This is a genomic window from Mycolicibacterium pulveris, assembly GCF_010725725.1.
In the GTDB taxonomy this organism is placed as follows: Bacteria; Actinomycetota; Actinomycetes; order Mycobacteriales; family Mycobacteriaceae; genus Mycobacterium; species Mycobacterium pulveris.
Window position 1 is genome coordinate 3249201 of the sequence record NZ_AP022599.1, and the last position, 17709, is coordinate 3266909.

The window sequence follows — 17709 nt, forward strand, 5'->3', positions numbered from 1 at the left end:
AGCCGAGGCCGCGCATCAGGCTCAAGCCCCCGCCGCGTGTGAGGCGTCGCCGCACGCGATAAATAGAGACAACCGCTGAGTTTATAGGGCCATTACCTCCCTGGGCGGCTCAGCGGTAGGCGCGCCGGGGTTCTGGCTTCCCTGCGCTGCGCCGGGGGTCGATCATTCTCGCGCGTGATCGGCCCCGCCAAACTTTCTACGGTTGTCACGCACACCTGTGCGATTTGCCGATGCCGTAGACAGAAACAACCCCCCTTCCGAGCCATGCGGGAGGGGGGTTGCTCTCGTTGGTGACTAGTGGGGGAAGCCGTGGAAACAGGAAGCCGATTCTTCACCGGTCTGCACCCGCCCGTCGTCGTCACACAACGGACACGCCACCTGGGCCGCGAAAATGAGGCAATCAGCGAAGGCGTCCGTTGGCATCGGCGGGGCACCCTCCAGCGCCTCTAACTCTGCGGGGTCGGCCTCTCGCACGGCGATGGCCGCTGCAACGGCTTCCCTCGGTGTGAGCGGATCCTCTAGGCCGTCTACGACGATTAGGCCGCGTTCGATGCTGCCGTCGCGGCGCTGCACCCCCCAGACGGAGATGACGGCGGGAACACCCGGCGGTCCGAGGTATGGCCCGCTGTAGAGCCTGAGCCCGTCTGTCCCCCAGTCGCCGACGTTTCTCGCGTGCGGGGGTGGAGGTACATCGTGGTTCGTGCTGTCAACGGTTGCGGTCATGGTGCCTCCTAGGTTGGAGTCACACCGAAACGACCAGTTGCGCGAATCTTGTGCAGAGACACGTTTGCGCAGGTCAAACAGTGCCCCCGGCAGGATTCGAACCTGCGACACCGGCTTTAGGAGAGCCGTGCTCTATCCCCTGAGCTACGAGGGCGCGACCGCACGGAGCTTACCGAAAGGCCGTCAGCGCAGTTCCGCGATCACCTTGGCGAACGCCTCGGCATGGCGCTGCTGCACGGTGATGTAGGTGACGCCGTAGGTTTCACGATAGCCCCGAATGACGTCGGCGATCTCCTTCGTCGACCCCGACAACACCGCCGGTGTGCGCAGCAATTCCTCGTCGGACAGCGCGGGCAGGAACTGCCGCGTGATCGACATGTCCGGCAGGCCCGAATCGTCGGTGGGCATCGCGGTGACGGCGAGGTTGAGCTCCAACTCGTCGAAACGCGCACCGGCGGCCTCCCGGACGAACGTGATGCGGTCGGCCAGCGGGTCGAAATCGGGCCCGACGGGTGCGCCGCCGGTCAGCCCGATGATGTGCGCCCGCCGCGCCGCCAGCGTGAGCAGCTTGTCGCCGTTGCCTGCGATCAGGATCGGGACGTCGGGCACGTGCTCGTGAAAGTGTTCGGTCACGTGGCCCAGCCAGGCGACCCGCTGCCCGGGCGTCGGGAACGGCAGCTCGGCCTGCTCGAACTCCTCCTTGACGTATCCGGCGCCCAGGCCCAGCTCGAAGCGCCCGCCGGACAGATCGCGCAGCGAGGTGACGTCACGGGCCAGCAGCGCGGGCCGGTAGAAACCGGCGTTGAGCACGAACGTGCCGACGCGCAGCCGCTCGGTGGCCAGCGCGGCCGCGGTGAGCATGGGAAACGGTGCGGTGGTGTAGAGGTGGTCGGCCATGTGCAGGACGTCATAGCCCATGTCCTCGACGCGGCGGGCGAAATCCTGCACCGACTGTCGGCGTCGGCCAACCTGAAGCCCCACGCCGAACCGGAAGTCCTTGGCCATCACCAGATCGTATGTGCCCCGCCCGAAAGAGAAGGTTTGACGGGCGTCGGCGCGGGGCAATACTCCTGCCGCCGACTCTGACCCCCGGAGTCCCACGAACCGAAGGACTTTCTGCCCGATCCGGCCCGTCGTGAACTCGTTCCGACGGGCCGGATCAATACCTCCACCATGGCCACTCATCCCACGTTCGGCGTCGAAGAGGAGTTCCTGCTCGCCGACCCGACATCCGGCGAACCCGTCCCGGTCAACGTCGAGACGGCTCGCCGTGCCGCCGAGCGCGGAGTGAAGCTGCAACTCGAGCTCACCAGCTGCCAGGTCGAAACCACCAGCGACGTCTTCGGCGGCAGCCGCGAACTGCGCGAGCACCTGCTGACGCTGCGCCGCGCGGCCACCGATGCCGCCGAGGCCAGCGGGGCGCAACTGCTCGCTGTCGGGCTGCCGCCCGCGGTGCCGCACCAGTTTCCGATCACCGACACCGCCCGCTACCGGCAGATCGGCGAACGGTTCGGCATGATCGCTCACGAGCAGGGCATCTGCGGATGCCACGTGCACGTGGCGGTGCCGAGCCGCGAGGCCGCGATCCGGGTGAGCAACCGGCTGCGGCCCTGGCTTCCGACGCTGCTTGCGCTGACCGCCAATTCGGCGGTGTACCGCAACACCGACACCGGCTACGCCAGCTGGCGCAGCGTACTGTGGGCGCGCTGGCCCAGCGCCGGGCCGCCGCCGCACTTCGACTCGGTCGACGAGTACGACGCCGTCGTCGCGATGCTGCGCAACGCCGGCGCGGTGCTCGACGACGGCATGGTCTATTGGGACGTACGCCCGTCGGCCACCTTCCCGACCGTCGAGGTGCGGGTGGCCGACGTGCCGGCCACGGTGGCCGAGACGGTGCTGCTGGCGATGTTGGTCAGGGCGACGGTGATGACGGCCCTCGACGAGGAGCGTGAAGGCCAACCGGTGCTGCCGCTGACGGCGCACGCGCTCAAGGCCGCGTATTGGAAGTCGGCCCGCGACGGCCTCGACGGCGAGGCGGTCGATCTGTCAGAGGGCCATCACAGCGTGCCCGCGCGGCTGCTGCTGGACCGCCTCGTCGATCGCGTCCGCCCGGCGCTGGAGGCGGTCGGTGACTTCGACGCCGTCACCGAGGAACTGGCCCGCGTCACCGAGCAGGGCAACGGCGCCATGCGCCAGCGACGCGCGTACCAGCGCCGCCACGACGTCGCCGACGTCATCGCGGAGGCCGCCGCGGCCACCACCGCCGGCTGTTAGCAGTAGATCTCGTGCCACGAATGCGCGGTCGTGACGAGCCCCTGCACCAACGCCGACGTGGCCGGCGTAAGGCCGTCGTCGGCGGGCAGCTGGCTGCGCGGGCTGATGCCGCGCACCCGCGGCGACAGCTCGAGCTGCGCGCCGCCCCCGCGTGTCCGGTTGACCGGGTTGTCCGGGTGTAACCCGCGCAGCTCACGCGGGATCGCGTCGAGGTCGGTCACCACCCGGTAGCCGGGTATCTCGAGGTGGTGCGAAAGGTGCTCCGCCAGTGCGCGGTTCCGCCCGCCAGCCAGCAGCTGCGTGCTGCGGCCGATGCGGCCGTACCCGTGCAGCGAGACCGCGACGTCGACGTGGGACAGGAACTCCGCGAGCCGCTCGGATTCCCGCGCGTGGTACAGCGACGACGCCAGGTGGTGCGGATAGCGGTCAGGATGGCGAAGCACGTACAGTGACGCACCGGCGGCGTCCGCGGCCCGCTCGGCGATGACGTCGGTCATCTGTTCCAAGCCGCCGCCGTGGATGGCCAGAAAGCCGAACCGTGACCGCAGCGTGCTGTGCTCGATCACCCCGGGCTCGGCCAGCAGCTCCGAAAGCGACTGCGGCGCCGGGGTATTCGCGGCATGAACGGACCGCGGCCAGCCTGCCGGATCCCACCGCCCGAGGAATTCGACCCAGCGCTGCGGCAGGCCGTGATGCAGCGCGCCGTCGATGATCCGCTCCAGATAGCCGGGCCGCGGCGGACCGGGTTCGACGCGATGGTCGATGTAGACCCAGGCGTCGGCCGGGCCGTGGTCGGTGTGCACGGTGAGCCGGTCCCGGCGATATCGCACCGGCACACCTTCGGCGCTGTCCAGGGTGGCCAGGTCGTGATCGGTGAGCCGCCACAGCACGCCGTGCACCACGGATCCGTCGAACGGTTCGACGGTGGCCACCCCGCGCTCGTTGATCAGCCAGTCGTGGTCGGCGAGCCTGGCCGGGCGCGGATCGACCGCACCGGGACACCGCAGCGCCATCTGCTGCACGCACAGGTTGGACCCGTACGCGAAGTACGTGTGTTCAGGCGGCACGCCTCAGCCCGTCACCGTCAGATAGATCAGTACCACGTTCAGCAGGGTAATCATTACGGCGACGATCCAGCCCAGCGCCGTGGTGACGCGGTGGTTGACGTCGTCGCCCATCAACCGGGTATTGCTCGTCAACTGCACCAACGGGATCAACGCGAACGGGATTCCGAACGACAGCACCACCTGCGACAACACCAGCGCCCGGCTGGGATCCAGCCCGACCGCAAGGATCACCAACGCCGGCGTCAGGGTGATCAACCGGCGCAGTAGTAGTGGAATGGCGCGGTGCAGCAGGCCCTGCATGATCATCGCCCCGGCGTAGGCACCCACCGAGGTTGACGCCAGGCCCGAGGCCAGCAGACCGATCGCGAACAACAGCGCGACCGTTGTGCCCAGCGCGTTCTCGACCGCCGCGTGCGCCCCTTCGATGGAGTCCGTGTCCACCTGCCCCTGCAGGTTGGTCGCCGCCACCAGCAGCATCGAGAGGTTCACCGCGCCCGCGACCACCATCGCGATGCCGACGTCCCACCGCGTCGCGCGCAGCAGCATCCGTCGCATCGGCCCCGCCTCGGGATGCCCGTGGCGGTCTCGGGCCAGACCCGAGTGCAGATACACCGCGTGCGGCATCACGGTGGCCCCGAGCATCGCAGCGGCCAGCAGCACGCTCTCCGCGCCGGCGAACCGGGGGAGCAGGCCCTCGGCGACCTCGCCTGCCGGCGGCGGCGAGACGAACAGGCTGGTGAGGAATCCGATCGCGATCACCAGCAGCAGGCCGGTGATGACGCGTTCGAACATCTGCTGGCCGCGCCGGTCCTTGACCACCAGCAGCAGCAGCGACACGAATCCGGTGATCACCCCGCCCGTGAGCAGCGGGAGATCGAACAGCAGGTACAGGGCGATGGCCCCGCCGACGACCTCGGCGAGATCGGTTGCCATCGCGACCAATTCGGCTTGCAGCCAGTACGCCAGCCGGCTGCGTCGACGCATCCGGCCGCCCACCGCCTCGGGCAGCGACATCCCGGTGACCAGACCCAACTTGGCCGACAGATACTGCACCAGGCAGGCCATGGCGTTGGCCACAACGATGACCCACACCAGCAGGTAGCCGAACTGCGCCCCGGCGCTGACGTTGGCGGCGACGTTGCCGGGGTCGACGTAGGCGATCGCAGCGACGAAGGCGGGCCCGAGCAGAATCCAACTCGGCCGCAACCGCACGTCCCGATCGCTTGCCACCGCCCCACCTTTCTATCCGGGGTGTCGAATAGAAAAGTTAGGGTAGACGAAACCTGTCCCGCGGCTATCGGCGGGTCACCAACCGAAACCTCCGATGGCGATCACGAACCCGCCGTACGGCCAGCCCCAGATCTCGTCGGTCACCGTCGGCGAGGTGACGATCTGTGCGCTGCCGTTGGTCTGGCACTGCGTGGTGTTGGGGCCGACGTCGACGCATCGCGGCGCGGCTGCGGCCGTCGGCGCCATGGCCACCGAAGCGATGGCAGCTGTGCCTGCGAAAAGCGCTGCAGCACAGCGAATAACGGACCGCATGGCTGGCCTCCTTCGGCCGCGGTTCCCGCATCGGTACTAGGGGAAGAAGAAGCCGTCCCCGCCCCACATGTCGCCCCACGGGCCGATTTCGGCCGGCGTGGCATCGATCGAGACGTTGCCGGGTGTTGCGCACTCCGTGTCGGAGCCGCCCAGGGCTGCGGAGCCGCCGGTGTCGACGCACTTGGGCAGCAGGTCTTCCTCACCGCCCTGGGCCGCGGCCGCAGGAGCGAACAGGATGGCTGCGACGACACCGCCCGCAGCGAAAACCGGCGTGAGATAACGAAGGGTGGTCGGCATAGGCACGTCCTTACTATTGATTTCCCTCGTCCTGACTGCGAGCGTACAACCCTTTTCCGGTGATGAGGGGTAAGTCGAGCGTCGTCCTGATGCCCGCCGGCGCGTCCACCACCGCGGGAATCGCATTGACCACCCGGGCGGCGGTGGCGACCAGACCGGCGTGGTTGTGGTCGCCGTTGGGGCTGCTCAGACACAGGTCAAGGGTGTAGGACGGCTCACCGGTGACCTCGACCCGATATGAACCGCCCTCCTGCGCCGGCTGTGGCCAGTCCGGACACAGGTCGTCGCGCAGCCGGGTGACGTGTTCGAGCACCGTGGCGATCCTGCCGTCCTTCATTCCCCGCACCTCGAACCGCAGCGCCGCCGCGGTGCCCTTCGCGATCGGCCCCGCCGCGACATCGAAGTCCTCGGGGGCGGGCTCACGCGCGAAAGTCTCGGTCACTTGGTCGAGTTCGACACCCAACCCGGCTGCGAGCTGGCGCACCACCGAGCCCCACGCCAGCGACAGCACACCCGGCTGCAGCAGCATCGGGGTCTCGTCGAGCGGCTTGCCGAAGCCCATCACGTCGAACATCACCGTCGCGCTGTCGTAGGTGTTGTAGTTGATGATCTCCATGCACCGGATCTGCTCGATGCGCTGGCAGGTGCCGGCCAGCGTCAGCGGCAGCAGATCGTTGGCGAACCCTGGGTCGATGCCGTTGACGAAAATGCTCGAGTTGCCCTGTTGCGCCGCATCTTCGATCGGCTTGACCATGTCCACGGGCAGCACCTGCCAGGGATGCTGCAGAAACACCGCGCTGCTGCCGACGACGTTGATGCCTGCCGCCAGGATTCGGCGGTAATCGTCGAGCGCCTCCGGCAGGCGGTTGTCGGCCATCGCGGTGTAGACCGCGCACCGTGGTTCGGTGGCCAGCACGGCGTCGAGGTCGGTGGTGGCGGTGACGCCCGTCGAACTCTCGAGCCCGGCAAGCTCGGCGGCGTCCTTGCCGGCTTTGGCCGCACTGGACACCCACACGGCGGTGAGGTCGAAGCGTGGGTCGGTGATGAGTTGGTAGAGGGCGTGGCGACCGACGTTACCGGTGCCGATGGCGGCGACTTTGATTGTCATGGCGGGTTCCTCACAGATCCGGTATCGGCATATCAAGGTTCGGGTAGGTGAGGCCGCCGTCGACCTCCAGCGTCTTGCCGGTCAGGTAGCTGCCCGCCGGAGAAGCGAGATACACCGCGGCGGCGGCGATGTCCTCGGGCTGACCCAGGCGGCGCATCGGCGTCACCTTCTCCATCGGCTCGCGGAGGTCGTCGTTGGACGCGACGATGTCGAGCGCGGAGGTCAGGATCGACCCGGGTGCGATCGCGTTGACCCTGATTCGCGGGCACAAATCGAGCGCGGCCAGCCGGGTGTAGTGGGCCAGTGCGGCCTTGGCGGTGCCGTAAGCGGCGAAGCCGCGGCCCGCCAGCCGTCCCATCGTCGAGGTGATGTTGATGATGTTGCCGCCGCCGGAGTGCTCGAGCATCAGCGGCACGGCCGCGGTGGTGAGCGCGTGCGCGGTGGCGACGTTGAACGTGAACGCGTCGCGCATGTCCTTGGTGGAGGTGCTCAGCAGCGCGTTGGGCATGGTGCCGCCGACGTTGTTGACGACGATGTCTAGTCTTCCGAACGCGCCGACCGCCTCGGCCGCCAGCCTCGCGGTGTCCTCGGGGTGGGCGAGGTCGGCGACGACGACGTGCGCCCTGCGCCCGACGGCGTTGATCTGCTCGGCCACCTCCTCGAGCTGGGCCTGTGTGCGCGCCGCGATCACCACGTCCGCACCGGCTTCCGCGAACGCGAGCGCCATCGCGGCGCCGAGTCCACGGCCCGCTCCGGTCACCACCGCGACCTGGCCGTCGAGCCGAAACCTGTCAAGAATCACGTTGGCCTACCTTCCGTCACCTGGCGACCGTAACAAGGCGCGAAGGCGCGGGTGCGGCGATTCTGAAACACGTTCTAATTCGATGGGGCGGTGTCGCCGGGGCCTCACCACGACGCGATTTCTGCAGGAGGGCTGTGACGGCAGCCCGATCGCGACCCTCGTGCAGAAATCGACGGTGAGGGTGAGGCCCGCCGGCGACTGCTGGCCGGCCGCTACTTCTTGGCCGCGGCCTTCTTCGCGGTCTTCTTGGCCGGTGTCTTCTTGGCCGTCTTCTTCGCCGAGGACTTCTTGGCAGGCGCCTTCTTGGCTGCGGTCTTCTTCGCGGTCTTCTTGGCCGACCCATCCGAATCACCGCCACCTTCGCGCCGCGCTTTGACGCTGGCCTCCAGCTTGGCCAGGAGATCGGAGACGTCCTCGGTCTCGTCGAGCTCCTGCGGCTCTTCCTCTGTCGTAAAGGCTTCGCCGCCCTCGAGTTTCGCCGAAATCAGCTCGCGTAGCTGTTCTTGGTAGTCGTCGTGATAGCGGTCCGGGTTGAAGTCGTCGGTCATCGAATCGACCACCTGGCTGGCCATCTTCAGCTCGGCGGGTTTGATGTCGACCTTCTTGTCGAGAACCGGGAAGTCGGGATCGCGGATCTCGTCGGGCCACAGCAGCGTCTGGATGACCATCACGTCACGCTTGGAGAAGTCCTGCACCCGAAGCGCCGCCAGCCGCGTCTTGTTGCGCAGCGCGAAGTGCACGATGGCGACCCGGTCGGTCTCCTTGAGGGTCTGCGTCAGCAACACATAGGACTTCGTCGACTTACCTTCTGGCTCAAGGAAATAGCTCTTGTCATACATCATCGGGTCGATGTCGCTCGCGGGCACGAACTCCATCACCTCGATCTCGCGGCTGCGTTCCTCGGGCAGCGTCGCGATGTCCTCGTCGGTGATGGTCACCGTCTGGCCGTCGTCGGACTCGTAGGCCCTGGCGATGTCGCGGTATTCGACGACCTCGCCGCACACCTCGCAGACACGTTTGTATCGGATGCGTCCGTTGTCCTTGGCGTGAACCTGGCGGAACTTGACGTCGTGGTCCTCGGTCGCGGTGTAAACCTTGACCGGGACGTTCACCAGGCCGAAGGCGATGGAGCCTTTCCAGATGGAACGCATCAGCCCAGTATGGCTGATTGCAGGGCGGCATCGCGGGTATCGCGATCTGGCAGGTCGGCGCCCGCACGGGCGACCGTGAGCGCCGACGACAGCGCGGCGGTCTGCACCACGCCGGTCAACGCCTCAGCGGTGATGGCGGCCAGGTCGCGCCGTCGCTGCGCGCCGAGAAGCCCCAGCGACCACAGGGCGTCGATGAGACCCGACATGAACGCGTCGCCCGCGCCGACGGTGTCCACGACCTCGACCTGCAACGCCGGCACGCGCACCATGCCCGCCGCGCAGAGGGCGAACGCGCCGCGGTCGCCCATCGTCACCGCGACGATCGAGGGGCCCAGGCCCAGCCAGGTCTGTGCGATCTGTTCGGGGGCGAGGCTCGGGTCGATCCAGCGCATGTCCTCGTCGCTGGCCTTGACCACGTCGCTGCGCTCGACGAGCCGGTCGATGCGCCCACGCGCGGTGTCGTCGTCCTCGATGAGCACCGCGCGCACGTTCGGGTCGAAGGTCACCGTCGCCGCCGGATGGTAGGTGTCCAGCAACGCCGCGACCGCGCGGCAACCCGGCTCGAGCACCGCCCCGATCGATCCGGTGTGCGCGACCAGCGGTGGCGACACCTCGGGAGTGCCGGTGAGCCGCCACTCGATGTCGAACTCATACTGCGCCGATCCGTCGGCGTCGAGGGTGGCCAGCGCGGTCGGCGTGCGCTGCGCGGTCATGCTTTCCGAAACCAGTTGTACGCCAGAGTGTTTCACGTATTCAGCGATGCGTTGCCCGCGCGGATCGTCGCCGATGTGCGTCAGGAAGTCGACCCCGCGGCCCAGCCTCGCCAAGCCGACGGCCACGTTCAGCGGACTGCCGCCGACGTACTCGCCGATGACGCGACCCTCGCGTGCGACGATGTCGATCAACGCCTCGCCGATCACCAGGGCCCGCTGCGGGCTTCCCGGCTCGGTCATGGCGTGTCCTTTCCCAGCAGCTTCTCCAACGTCGCGCGCGCTCCGTCGCGGTGCAGAGAGTCGAGTGCCCACAGATACGCCTCGACAAACCGCGGTTGGCCGGCCAGATCGCCGAAGACGGCCGTGTTTTCGATGAACGCGGTCGGGTTCTCCCGCTGAGACTGCGCCAACGGGACGAGAACGTCGGCGAGCTGATCCTGGACGTCGATCGGCTGACCCTGCTCGTCGACGCCTTCGGCGTGGCGGGCCCAGTTGGCCACCGTCGCCGCCGACAACCGGACCGGCGCACCCGTCTTCAGATTCTCCCGCACCACCGGCAGCAGCCATTTGGGGATGCGGTCAGAGGAGCCGAAACACAGTCTGGCGATGGTGTCCTTGATCCCCGGGTTGGCGAACCGCTCGATGAGCGTGCGCTTGTAGTCCGGCAGGTCGATGCCCGGGACCGGCTGGCGCTCATCGTGCTGTACACCGCGATGAACCTGCCCATTGCCGTGTGGATGATGCGCTCGTTCTTCCTCGAGGTGCCCGGCGAACTGCTGGAGGCGGCGAGCCTCGACGGTGCCAGCACCTGGCGCGCGGTGCGCGAGGTGATCCTGCCGCTGGTGTCGCCGGGGATCGCGGCGACGGCGTTGATCTGCGTGGTCTTCGCGTGGAACGAATTCTTCTTCGCGGTGAACCTCACGGCCGTGCAGGCGCAGACCATGCCGGTCTTCATGGTCGGGTTCATCGCCGGTCAGGGTCTGTACTGGGCCAAGCTGTGCGCGGCGGCGACGATGGCCGCGCTGCCGGTGGTTCTCGCGGGCTGGATCGCGCAGAACAAGCTGGTTCGTGGACTGTCCTTCGGCGCCATCAAATAGAAAGGCACACCCAATGGCGACTATCACTTATCGCAACGCCGTGGATAACGCCGAATCCGCGACCCTGGTGCAGAAATCGGAGACAAGCGCGCGAAAAGCTAGCCGACCACCGCGGGGTTGGCCGGATCCAGACCGCTGGGCAGGTTGGGGTCCAGGCCCGCTCCGTCGTGGGTGACGGTTTGGTGCGCCATCGGTCGGCAGTTGTTGTCAATCGGGGTCTGATCACCCGAGCAGTAGGGAACGAGGTCCTGCGGATCCGCCGCGGCGCTCGGAGCGGCGATCAGCGCGACCGTCGCGAGCAGGCCTGCAGCCAGAATTCTCGGCACTGATCCACGGTAGCAGCGGGTATACGTTTCTACTGTGGATCGTTTCGGGCGGGTCAAGCTGACCAACCCTGACAAGGTGCTCTACCCGGCGACGGGCACCACCAAGGCGCAGGTGTTCGACTACTACATCCGTATCGCCGAGGTGATGATCCCGCACATCGCCGGACGACCCGTCACCCGCAAGCGCTGGCCCAACGGTGTCGAGGAATCCTCGTTCTTCGAAAAGCAACTCGCGTCGTCGGCGCCGGACTGGCTGGAGCGCGCGACGGTCGTGCACAAGTCCGGCACCACCACCTATCCGATCATCGACACCGTCGAGGGTGTCGCGTGGTTGGCGCAGCAAGCCTCGCTGGAGGTGCACGTTCCGCAGTGGCGGTTCGTGACGAGCGGAGACGCGCTCAAACCGGGCCCTGCGACCCGCATCGTCTTCGACCTCGACCCCGGCGAGGGGGTCGCGATGAAGCAGCTGTGTCAGGTCGCCACGGCGGTGCGGGATCTGATGAGCGACATCGGGCTGACAACCTTTCCGCTCACCAGCGGCAGCAAGGGCCTGCACCTGTATGCGCCGCTGGCAGAACCGGTCAGCTCTCAAGGCGCCTCGGTATTGGCCAAACGCGTTGCACAGCAACTGGAAAAGGCGATGCCCAAGCTCGTCACCGCAACCATGACCAAGAGCCAGCGCACCGGCAAGGTGTTCCTGGACTGGAGCCAGAACAACGCGTCCAAGACGACGATCGCCCCCTATTCGCTTCGCGGACGCGAGCATCCGACCGTTGCCGCGCCGCGAACCTGGGACGAGGTTGAGGACCCGAAGCTGCGCCACCTCGAGTTCGGTGAAGTGCTGGACCGCGTCGAAGAGATGGGCGACCTGCTCGCCGAACTCGACGAGGCGGTGCCCGTCGCCGACCGGCTGACTGCCTACCGCAGCATGCGGGATCCGGCGAAAACCCCTGAGCCGGTGCCCAACACACCTCCCAAGACCGGAGACAACAACCGGTTCGTCATCCAGGAACACCATGCCCGACGCCTGCATTACGACCTTCGGCTCGAACGCGACGGTGTGCTGGTGAGCTGGGCGATACCCAAGAACCTGCCTGACACCCCCGCGGTCAACCACCTGGCCGTGCACACCGAGGACCACCCGCTGGAATACCTGACCTTCCACGGCGAGATCCCCAAAGGGGAGTATGGCGGCGGCAAGATGATCATCTGGGACACCGGCACATACGAAACCGAGAAGTTCAACGACGTCCCGCCCGACGGAGCCGCGAAGGGCGGCGAGGTCATCGTCACCCTGCACGGCGAGAAGATCCGCGGCCGATACGCGCTGATCCAGACCGACGGCAAGAACTGGCTCGCGCACCGCATGAAGGACCAGAAGCACCTGCAGGTGGGCGATCTCGCCCCGATGCTGGCCACCGAGGGATCGGTGGCCAAACTCAAAGCGGGCCAGTGGGCGTTCGAGGGCAAGTGGGACGGTTACCGCGTCCTGCTCGAGGCCGACCACGGCACGCTCGCCATCCGCTCGCGCCGTGGCCGCGACGTCACCGCGGAGTACCCGCAATTTCGGGCGCTGGCCGCCGATCTCGCCGATCATCACGTGATCCTCGACGGCGAGGCGGTGGCACTCGACGAGTCCGGGGTGCCGAGCTTCACCGAGATGCAGAACCGCGCCCGGTCCACCCGCGTGGAGTTCTGGGCATTCGACATCCTCTACCTCGACGGGCGGTCGCTGCTGCGGGCCAAGTACACCGACCGCCGGCGCCTGCTGGAGGCGCTTGCCGAAGCCGGCGCCCTGATCGTGCCCGAGCAGCTACCCGGCGACGGCCCCGAGGCGTTGGAGCACGCTCGTGAGAAGCGGTGGGAGGGCGTCGTTGCCAAGAAGCGCGACTCGACATACCAACCGGGACGACGTTCGAAGTCGTGGATCAAGGACAAGCTCTGGAACACACAGGAAGTCGTGATCGGCGGCTGGCGTCGAGGCGAAGGCGGACGCTCGAGCGGGATCGGCTCGCTGATGCTCGGGATTCCGGGCCCAGAAAATCCAGCCGGCGGACTGCAGTTCGTCGGTCGCGTCGGCACCGGCTTCACCGACAAGGCGCTGGCGGAATTGAAGAAGACGTTGAAGTCGTTGGAGACCGATGAGAGCCCGTTCAACGCCTCGCTGCCCCGCCAGGACGCGAAAGGCGTGACGTTCGTGCGGCCCGAACTCGTCGGCGAGGTGCGCTACAGCGAACGCACCTCCGACAACCGCCTGCGCCAGCCCAGTTGGCGTGGGCTTCGGCCCGACAAGACCCCCGACGACGTCAGGTGGGAGTAAGAAGTGTCGACTTCTCGAACTGCGGGTAATGCCCCCTAGTCGGGGAACGTCAACGCTAGACAGGGGATGACATGCAGGAGACCAGCAGGACACGCCGGGCTTCGAACTGCTTCTGCTGGGCGCGGTCGGCGGGCGGGCCGCAGGCACGATCGCGCTTCCGACGGCTGCCGCGCAACCGCAATGCACCGCAGCCGGGTTGAGCACCGCCCTCGGTTCGGTGTCCACCGCGACGGGCGACTACCTGTCGACACACTCCGAGGCCAACGACGTCATCACCAACGCGGGCGCGATGCCGACCGGCGAGGGCGAGAACGCGATCCGCGCGTACTTCGTCGCACATCCGCAGGAATGGGCTGATCTCCAAGCGATCGCGCAGCCGCTGCGTACGTTGCGCGAGCAGTGCGACGTCGACGTCGCACCCGCCCAGATCGCCCGGCTGTTCGACGCGATGGCGTCCTGATCGGGACGACGGGCTACAGCTTCGCGATCACTTTCTCCGCGAACATCTCCAGATTGCGGATCTTGGTGTCGAGCGGTTCGGTGTCCTGACCGGTGATGTAGGGGATCCGGAAGCCGACGATCACGTCGGTGACGCCTTTGTCCTCAAGGCGTTTGATGCCGTCGAGGGTGAAGGCGTCGGCGGAGATGACGTGGATCTCAAAGGGACCCGTACGGCCTTCGTCAGCGCGAATCTGCTTGAGCCGCTTGATGAGGACGTCCAGCTCCTCGGAATCCCCGCCGCCGTGCATCCAGCCGTCGCAGCGGGCCGCACGCCGTAGCGCAACATCGGCGTGCCCGCCGACGAGGATCGGGATCGGCTTGGTGGGAGCTGGTGTCATCTTGGTCTTGGGGATGTCGTAGAACTCACCGTGGAACTCGAAGTAGTCCCCGGTCGTCAGGCCCTTGATGATCTCGATGCACTCGTCCATGCGCCTGCCGCGTCTGGCGAACGGCAAGCCCATCAACTCGTAGTCCTCCGGCCAGGGACTGGTGCCGACGCCCAGCCCCAACCGGTTGTCGAAAAGTGCGGCCAGTGAGCCGGCTTGCTTGGCCACCAGCGCCGGCGGCCGGACCGGCAGCTTGAGGACGAAGAAGTTGAACCTCAGTGTCGTTGTGACCGCGCACAGCGCCCCGGCCAGGACGAAGGCCTCGATGAACGCCTTGCCGTCGAGGAACTCGCGGCTGCCGTCGGGGGTGTAGGGGTATTTGGAGTCGGACTCGAGCGGGTACGCGATGCTGTCGGGGATCGTCATCGCGTGATAGCCCGCCGCTTCAGCGGCTTTGGCCAGCGGGATGTAGTACGTCGGGTCCGTCATTGCCTCGGCATAGGTGAAGCGCACCCCGCCATCTTAGAACGTGTTCTAGTTTTGGGTTAAGGGTATGGGCTGACGGGAACGTTGGTGCCATGAGTGTGGGATCGAAGGCTTTGTACACGCCGCTGCAGTTGGCCATCAGCGTGGCGGGGGGCCTGCTGGCGGGCAAGGTGTTCACCGAGATCTGGCAGCGGGTCAGCCCGTCGGATACCGAGCCGCCCGATCCCAAGGATCTCGAACGTTCCGGCCGCCAGGCGATCGCGGCCGCGGCACTGCACGGTCTGGTGTTCGGTCTGGTCCGCGCGGCCGTCGACCGCGCCGGCGCGCACGGATACCGCGCCATCACCGACCACAGCCCCGAATGAGACGTCAGTCGACGGCGTAGGGCGGTACGCCGACCCCGGAGACGCCATGGGTGCCCCACGGTGTCGTCTCGGTGAGCTGCCCGTTGGACGTGCGATCCCCGATCGACACCGAAACCTGCTGCGGCAGCCGGAGCGTGGCATCGATATGGCAGTCGAAAACCATGCCGCGCCAGTGGTAGCGCCCGTCGATCGGGTCGAGGTGACCGGTCAACCGGACCCGCGCTCCGTGGACCGCGTCGTTGACGCGGATCGTCGCCGGACCGTCGTACACGGGGTTCATCCGGGCAGAAACCCGCTGCGACGCCACATCCGGCGCGCGATCGGACCCATCAGGCCGACCTCTTCGAGAAAGGCCGCCAGTGGCGCGAACCCGAGGATCTGGGTTTCGCGTCGATGCGGGCAACGGCGTGCGATGCGGCGCGCCTGCCTGGGGTCGAGGCCGACGCGGTGGTACTGCACCTTGTTGGTGAACAGAAAACGGAAGAAATACCCGCCGAGGCCGTTGACGTTGGCCAGCACGAACTTCGGCAACCGCCGCATGCCTGGCACCCGCTTGCGCAATCCGTCGCGCGCGAACTGGATGTGGCGGGCCTCCTCGGTGACGTGGATCCGCATCAGGCGCTGCACCAGGGGCTGCAACTCGTCGTCGTCCATCATCTGGCGTTGCAGCGAGTCGAAGATCTCCTCGCCGATCAACGCGGCGACCCACAGCGCCGAGCCCTGGAACACGAATGGCAGCGCGTTGATAATCACCCGTTGATACCACGTGGGCCACACCGGTTTTGCGCCGACACACTCGATGGCCTTGCCGAACATCACCATGTGTCGGGTCTCGTCGCCGAGCTCGGTGAGCTCGTAGTGGGTGGCGCTCGCGGTGGGGTCCTGATGCATCATCTTGCGCAGCAGTGACTGGTTGAGGATGTTCTCGAACCAGATCCCCGCCGACAGCGTGTTGACGAACTCCTGGCGTGACAGCTCGATGCGCTGTTCGCGGGACATGCTCTGCCACAACGATGTTCCGTACAGCGAGACGGTCTTGGGCGGCAGGAAGAACTTGTCGGGATGCAGCGGTGCGTCCCAGTCGATGTCGACGATCGGGGCGTAGGACTTCTTCACCGAACCTCGCAGCAGGCGCGCGGAGAATTCCTCACGAGTAGGTGTAGTCATCGGCGACTTCCCTTCGTTGGGCTCCCGCTCATGAACGTAGAGCCGACGCCGCAGATAGTCAATACCCCGGGTACCGCATACCTTGAGTAACGCCAGGTCGTGCCATACTCGCGGCGTGACTCGGCGGATCCACGTCATCGGTATCGGCGCAGGCGACCCCGACTACGTGACGGCTCAGGCGGTGGCGGCGCTCAACGACACCCAGGTGTTCTTCGTCATGGACAAGGGGGACGCGAAAGACGAGTTGGTGGCGCTGCGACGGCTGATCTGCGACCGGTTCATCCGCGAACCCGGCTACCGGTTCGTGACGCTGACCGACCCGCCGAGGGACAGGGTGGCGCCCGACAGCCCGACCTACCGCAAGGTCGTCGCCGACTGGCACGCCGCACGAGCACGGGTGTGGGCCTCGGCCATCGAGTCCGAACTCGGGCCCGACGGCGTCGGCGGCTTTCTGGCGTGGGGAGATCCCTCGTTGTACGACAGCACCCTGCGCATCCTGGAGGCCGTCGCCCGCGAGGTCGACTTCTCCTACGACGTCATTCCCGGCGTCACCGCCATCCAGGCGCTCACCGCGCGACATCGCATCCCGCTCAACGACGTCGGCGAACCCGTCCTCATCACGACCGGCCGGCAGCTGCGCGAGCGGGGGCTGTCCGGCAGCGCGGTGGTGATGCTCGACGCCGACTGCGCGTTTCGCCACTGCCCGCCGGACACCCGCATCTGGTGGGGCGCGTATCTCGGCACGCCCGACGAGATGCTCGTCGCGGGCACGGTCGCCGACGTCGGTGACCAGATCGCGCAGATGCGCACCGCCGCGCGAGAACGGCACGGCTGGATCATGGACACCTACCTGTTGCGTCCTGCCGACCGGACATGACTAACGGGTTGATTACAAGCACCTGGTGCGTGGGATCAACCCGTTAAGCCGCAAGACCCGCCGGCCTAGGTGACCCGGCGCTCGCCGCCGTTGCGTTCGTTCCACCTGCGGTAGACGTCGACCGCCGCCTCCATCGGCTGGTGGCGCATCGGCAACCGGCGCTGCGTCCAGTGCTTGCCGAACTCGTCGTAAAACGTGCTGAGCTCAAAGTATTTGCGGTCGTCGACGTAGTAGGGCTGATACGCGTCGCGGGTCGTCAGGAACACGACCTCGTCAGGTGAGCAGTAGTACAACGAGCCGAGACACATCGGGCACGGGTGGGCCAGCACGTAGATCGTCGTGCCGGTGAGGTGCTCGGTCCCCAGCCTCACGCACGCCTGGCGGATCGCGAGGATCTCGGCGTGTGCGGTCGGATCATGCGTCTGGGCAACCTGATTGGCGCTTTCGGCGATGACCTCGCCGTCCTTGACGATGACGGTGGCGAACGGGCGGCCACCTTCCTCGACGTTGCGCTGCGCGAGTTCGACGGTCCGTTGTGCGAAATCCATGGCCAGCCCTTCCATCTGT

The 17709-nt window shown here is 67.0% G+C and carries 20 protein-coding genes, 1 tRNA gene and 2 pseudogenes; 6 read left to right on the forward strand and 17 right to left on the reverse strand.

Going from position 1 to position 17709, the window contains the following annotated elements; all coding sequences use genetic code 11:
* Positions 1-294 precede the first annotated feature (294 nt).
* From G6N28_RS15795 to G6N28_RS15805, 3 genes are all read right to left on the reverse strand, one after another.
* Positions 295-723 carry a hypothetical protein gene (locus tag G6N28_RS15795; RefSeq protein ID WP_163901801.1) on the reverse strand — a complete coding sequence of 143 codons (429 nt, stop codon included), beginning with the start codon at positions 721-723 and terminating at the stop codon, positions 295-297.
* A gap of 81 nt (positions 724-804) precedes the next feature.
* A tRNA-Arg gene (locus G6N28_RS15800) sits at positions 805-877 on the reverse strand.
* A gap of 29 nt (positions 878-906) precedes the next feature.
* On the reverse strand, positions 907-1728 hold the full coding sequence (locus G6N28_RS15805; protein WP_163901803.1) for a TIGR03621 family F420-dependent LLM class oxidoreductase: 822 nt from the start codon (positions 1726-1728) through the stop codon (positions 907-909).
* Between the two features lie 168 nt (positions 1729-1896).
* Here G6N28_RS15805 and G6N28_RS15810 point away from each other — a divergent pair, with 168 nt between their 5' ends.
* Positions 1897-2997 (forward strand): glutamate--cysteine ligase 2, encoded by a 1101-nt coding sequence (locus G6N28_RS15810; RefSeq protein WP_163901805.1) that lies wholly within the window; start codon positions 1897-1899, stop codon positions 2995-2997.
* Here the strand turns inward: G6N28_RS15810 and G6N28_RS15815 are convergent.
* From G6N28_RS15815 to G6N28_RS15855, 9 genes and pseudogenes are all read right to left on the reverse strand, one after another.
* A complete protein-coding gene (locus G6N28_RS15815) occupies positions 2994-4064 on the reverse strand; it encodes a poly-gamma-glutamate hydrolase family protein (RefSeq protein WP_163901807.1) in 1071 nt (356 codons plus the stop codon). The genes G6N28_RS15810 and G6N28_RS15815 overlap by 4 nt on opposite strands.
* Positions 4065-4067: 3 nt before the next feature.
* Positions 4068-5294, reverse strand: a complete 1227-nt coding sequence (locus G6N28_RS15820; RefSeq protein ID WP_163901809.1) for an Nramp family divalent metal transporter — start codon at positions 5292-5294, stop codon at positions 4068-4070.
* A 75-nt stretch (positions 5295-5369) separates the two neighbouring features.
* Complete coding sequence (locus G6N28_RS15825) at positions 5370-5606, reverse strand: hypothetical protein (protein WP_163901811.1); 237 nt, start codon at positions 5604-5606, stop codon at positions 5370-5372.
* A gap of 36 nt (positions 5607-5642) precedes the next feature.
* The gene (locus G6N28_RS15830; RefSeq protein ID WP_163901813.1) at positions 5643-5903 is read right to left on the reverse strand and encodes a hypothetical protein; all 261 of its coding nucleotides are present in this window, start codon (positions 5901-5903) and stop codon (positions 5643-5645) included.
* Positions 5904-5916: 13 nt separating this feature from the next.
* On the reverse strand, positions 5917-7011 hold the full coding sequence (locus tag G6N28_RS15835) for an NAD(P)H-dependent amine dehydrogenase family protein (protein ID WP_163901815.1): 1095 nt from the start codon (positions 7009-7011) through the stop codon (positions 5917-5919).
* A 10-nt stretch (positions 7012-7021) separates the two neighbouring features.
* Complete coding sequence (locus tag G6N28_RS15840) at positions 7022-7813, reverse strand: SDR family oxidoreductase (RefSeq protein WP_163901817.1); 792 nt, start codon at positions 7811-7813, stop codon at positions 7022-7024.
* A gap of 212 nt (positions 7814-8025) precedes the next feature.
* Positions 8026-8964, reverse strand: coding sequence for a non-homologous end joining protein Ku (ku, locus tag G6N28_RS15845; protein ID WP_163901819.1), 939 nt, complete (start codon positions 8962-8964; stop codon positions 8026-8028).
* On the reverse strand, positions 8964-9917 hold the full coding sequence (locus G6N28_RS15850; RefSeq protein WP_163901821.1) for a carbohydrate kinase family protein: 954 nt from the start codon (positions 9915-9917) through the stop codon (positions 8964-8966). Before G6N28_RS15850 ends, ku begins: the two co-directional genes overlap by 1 nt.
* Positions 9914-10366: pseudogene (locus G6N28_RS15855) on the reverse strand (mannitol dehydrogenase family protein); the annotation flags it as partial. The gene G6N28_RS15850 and the pseudogene G6N28_RS15855, both read right to left, overlap by 4 nt.
* Between G6N28_RS15855 and G6N28_RS15860 the strand changes: the two are divergent.
* Positions 10364-10774: pseudogene (locus G6N28_RS15860) on the forward strand (carbohydrate ABC transporter permease); the annotation flags it as partial. The pseudogenes G6N28_RS15855 and G6N28_RS15860 sit on opposite strands and share 3 nt — an antisense overlap.
* A gap of 98 nt (positions 10775-10872) precedes the next feature.
* Here the strand turns inward: G6N28_RS15860 and G6N28_RS15865 are convergent.
* Positions 10873-11100, reverse strand: a complete 228-nt coding sequence (locus tag G6N28_RS15865; RefSeq protein WP_179962094.1) for a hypothetical protein — start codon at positions 11098-11100, stop codon at positions 10873-10875.
* A gap of 34 nt (positions 11101-11134) precedes the next feature.
* On the opposite strand from G6N28_RS15865, the gene G6N28_RS15870 reads away from it, so the two are divergent.
* Positions 11135-13420 carry an ATP-dependent DNA ligase gene (locus tag G6N28_RS15870; protein WP_163901823.1) on the forward strand — a complete coding sequence of 762 codons (2286 nt, stop codon included), beginning with the start codon at positions 11135-11137 and terminating at the stop codon, positions 13418-13420.
* 148 nt (positions 13421-13568) lie between these two features.
* A complete protein-coding gene (locus G6N28_RS15875; RefSeq protein ID WP_264072777.1) occupies positions 13569-13880 on the forward strand; it encodes a heme-binding protein in 312 nt (103 codons plus the stop codon).
* Positions 13881-13893: 13 nt separating this feature from the next.
* On the opposite strand, the gene G6N28_RS15880 is transcribed toward G6N28_RS15875, so the two are convergent.
* Positions 13894-14760, reverse strand: coding sequence for an LLM class flavin-dependent oxidoreductase (locus tag G6N28_RS15880; RefSeq protein WP_163901825.1), 867 nt, complete (start codon positions 14758-14760; stop codon positions 13894-13896).
* Between the two features lie 65 nt (positions 14761-14825).
* On the opposite strand from G6N28_RS15880, the gene G6N28_RS15885 reads away from it, so the two are divergent.
* Complete coding sequence (locus tag G6N28_RS15885; RefSeq protein ID WP_163901827.1) at positions 14826-15098, forward strand: DUF4235 domain-containing protein; 273 nt, start codon at positions 14826-14828, stop codon at positions 15096-15098.
* Between the two features lie 4 nt (positions 15099-15102).
* Here the strand turns inward: G6N28_RS15885 and G6N28_RS15890 are convergent, their stop codons facing one another.
* Together G6N28_RS15890 and G6N28_RS15895 are read right to left on the reverse strand one after the other, a co-directional pair.
* The gene (locus tag G6N28_RS15890) at positions 15103-15378 is read right to left on the reverse strand and encodes a DUF4873 domain-containing protein (RefSeq protein WP_235674587.1); all 276 of its coding nucleotides are present in this window, start codon (positions 15376-15378) and stop codon (positions 15103-15105) included.
* Positions 15375-16265, reverse strand: a complete 891-nt coding sequence (locus G6N28_RS15895) for an AurF N-oxygenase family protein (RefSeq protein WP_163901838.1) — start codon at positions 16263-16265, stop codon at positions 15375-15377. Before G6N28_RS15895 ends, G6N28_RS15890 begins: the two co-directional genes overlap by 4 nt.
* A gap of 115 nt (positions 16266-16380) precedes the next feature.
* Between G6N28_RS15895 and cobF the strand changes: the two genes are divergently transcribed.
* Positions 16381-17142, forward strand: a complete 762-nt coding sequence (gene cobF / locus G6N28_RS15900; RefSeq protein ID WP_163901840.1) for a precorrin-6A synthase (deacetylating) — start codon at positions 16381-16383, stop codon at positions 17140-17142.
* Between the two features lie 65 nt (positions 17143-17207).
* On the opposite strand, the gene G6N28_RS15905 is transcribed toward cobF, so the two are convergent.
* Entirely contained in the window at positions 17208-17690 is a 483-nt protein-coding gene (locus G6N28_RS15905; RefSeq protein WP_163901842.1) for a nucleoside deaminase, read from the reverse strand.
* Positions 17691-17709: the final 19 nt, after the last annotated feature.

Excerpts from the sequence above, each read along its gene's own strand:
- G6N28_RS15795 (WP_163901801.1), bottom strand. The coding sequence starts at position 723 with ATGACCGCAACCGTTGACAGCACGAACCACGATGTACCTCCACCCCCG.
- G6N28_RS15805 (WP_163901803.1), bottom strand. The coding sequence starts at position 1,728 with ATGGCCAAGGACTTCCGGTTCGGCGTGGGGCTTCAGGTTGGCCGACGC.
- G6N28_RS15810 (WP_163901805.1), top strand. The coding sequence starts at position 1,897 with ATGGCCACTCATCCCACGTTCGGCGTCGAAGAGGAGTTCCTGCTCGCC.
- G6N28_RS15825 (WP_163901811.1), bottom strand. The coding sequence starts at position 5,606 with ATGCGGTCCGTTATTCGCTGTGCTGCAGCGCTTTTCGCAGGCACAGCT.
- G6N28_RS15830 (WP_163901813.1), bottom strand. The coding sequence starts at position 5,903 with ATGCCGACCACCCTTCGTTATCTCACGCCGGTTTTCGCTGCGGGCGGT.
- G6N28_RS15835 (WP_163901815.1), bottom strand. The coding sequence starts at position 7,011 with ATGACAATCAAAGTCGCCGCCATCGGCACCGGTAACGTCGGTCGCCAC.
- ku (WP_163901819.1), bottom strand. The coding sequence starts at position 8,964 with ATGCGTTCCATCTGGAAAGGCTCCATCGCCTTCGGCCTGGTGAACGTC.
- G6N28_RS15850 (WP_163901821.1), bottom strand. The coding sequence starts at position 9,917 with ATGACCGAGCCGGGAAGCCCGCAGCGGGCCCTGGTGATCGGCGAGGCG.
- G6N28_RS15885 (WP_163901827.1), top strand. The coding sequence starts at position 14,826 with ATGAGTGTGGGATCGAAGGCTTTGTACACGCCGCTGCAGTTGGCCATC.
- G6N28_RS15890 (WP_235674587.1), bottom strand. The coding sequence starts at position 15,378 with ATGAACCCCGTGTACGACGGTCCGGCGACGATCCGCGTCAACGACGCG.
- G6N28_RS15895 (WP_163901838.1), bottom strand. The coding sequence starts at position 16,265 with ATGACTACACCTACTCGTGAGGAATTCTCCGCGCGCCTGCTGCGAGGT.
- G6N28_RS15905 (WP_163901842.1), bottom strand. The coding sequence starts at position 17,690 with ATGGATTTCGCACAACGGACCGTCGAACTCGCGCAGCGCAACGTCGAG.